The following is a 1471-nucleotide window of genomic DNA, read 5'->3' as shown; positions in this document are numbered from 1 at the left end:
CCCCCCCTCAGATCAAGGCCCAGGCGAGTAGAGATTGTCAAGATATGATAGAGGGAGACTCCCACCAGGATCACCACAAAAGCCAGAATCAATAAGTTTTTTCTTCGTCGGTTCATCTATTACTCCTCCCCTTTTTTAAAGAAGGCTTACTCCATTAATGATGAGTTTAAACTGACATCCCAAAAGCTCGGCCGCCCGGCGGCACATGACCATACGGCTCAAGAAGATCTCAAAATACTCCATCACCTGGCTAATCTCAGTATCAATATCGATCTCCAGAGACAGAGTTTTCTTGGCTGAGACCACCCTCAGAAAGGATCGCTGGGCGGCATAGTTTACCCGATCGTGGATGTCAAAAGTGGAGAAATCGGTGTTCCTGACTCTGGTCCTGTGCACATCTGACTTATCCGCAATAATCAAAGCGGCCGAGACCGGGTTGACCGCACTTCCGTTCTCCTCTTCGTGAGTTCCGATAGCGCTCATGATAATTCCAATCTCCACCTCCGGCATGCCCAGTTCCCGAAGGACAATGCTGGAGAGGATGGCTCCTGCAGCTCCGTGGTCCTGCCTTCCGGCCACATTGCCCATATCATGGAGATAGCCAGAGATCTCGGCCAGCTCTGCTTCTCGGGGAGGAAAATCAAGACAGCTCAGGATATTATAGGCAATACTTGCCACCAGGTCCGCGTGTCGATAACCGTGCTCCGTATATCCCATGGCCCCCAGAACCTCATCGGCCCGAGCAATAAAGGTCGCCACTGAGGGATGGTTTTTAACCTGGTTAAGAGTGATGACTTCTGTTTTTTGCATCTACTGCTGCTTGGATTTGCTCAAATTTCTGGCAATAGCGGTCTTACTCATCTCAACATCTACGCCTTTGGCTATGGTCAGGGTAACCTTGTCGTCTGATACACTCTTGATTTTGCCGTACATTCCACCGATGGTTACCACCTCATCGCCAGATTTAAGGCTTTTTACCAACTCCTGATGTCTTCTGGCTCTCTGCTGTTGGGGACGAATGAAAAGAAGCCAGAAGCTACCTACCAGGATCACTATCCAGACCAAAAAACCGTACTGCTGTAGAAAAGTTTGTGCATCCACCTACGGCGCTCCTTTCTCTGCTCTCGAATTATCGTTAAAATAACCATTCCTGAATCCTTCCTTAAATTTCCTGAATCTTCCCTCTTTGATAGCCTCCCTGACCCTTCTCATAAGATTGCTGGTATACCAGAGATTATGTATGGTCAATAGCCTGATGGCCAGGATCTCCTTGCATAAAAAAAGATGGCGAAGATAGGCACGGCTATAATTTCGGCAGCAGTAACAAGAGCAGTTCTCATCCAGAGGGCAGAAATCGTCGGTGAACCGAGATAGTTTGATATTTACCTTTCCCCTGTCAGTAAAGACAGCTCCATTTCTGGCCAGCCGGGTGGGCAAGACGCAGTCAAACATGTCCACACCCAACTCCACT

Annotated in this window: 3 protein-coding genes; all 3 read right to left on the bottom strand. The window is 48.6% G+C overall.

The genetic code is table 11. The features are described from left to right. Positions 1-135: 135 nt before the first annotated feature. Complete coding sequence (locus HW443_RS11225; RefSeq protein ID WP_176235427.1) at positions 136-810, bottom strand: phosphohydrolase; 675 nt, start codon at positions 808-810, stop codon at positions 136-138. Next, a complete protein-coding gene (yajC, locus tag HW443_RS11220) occupies positions 811-1101 on the bottom strand; it encodes a preprotein translocase subunit YajC (RefSeq protein ID WP_176232256.1) in 291 nt (96 codons plus the stop codon). Continuing rightward, a partial coding sequence (locus HW443_RS11215) for a tRNA-ribosyltransferase family protein (RefSeq protein ID WP_176238225.1) occupies positions 1102-1471 on the bottom strand: 370 nt, incomplete at its 5' end. It abuts the gene before it with no gap.

Origin of the sequence: Candidatus Hakubella thermalkaliphila, from assembly GCF_013281975.1 — a bacterium.
Classification (GTDB): Bacteria; Actinomycetota; Humimicrobiia; order Hakubellales; family Hakubellaceae; genus Hakubella; species Hakubella thermalkaliphila.
Note: the sequence above shows the minus strand (reverse complement) of the source record. Positions and strands in the feature narration are given on the sequence as shown.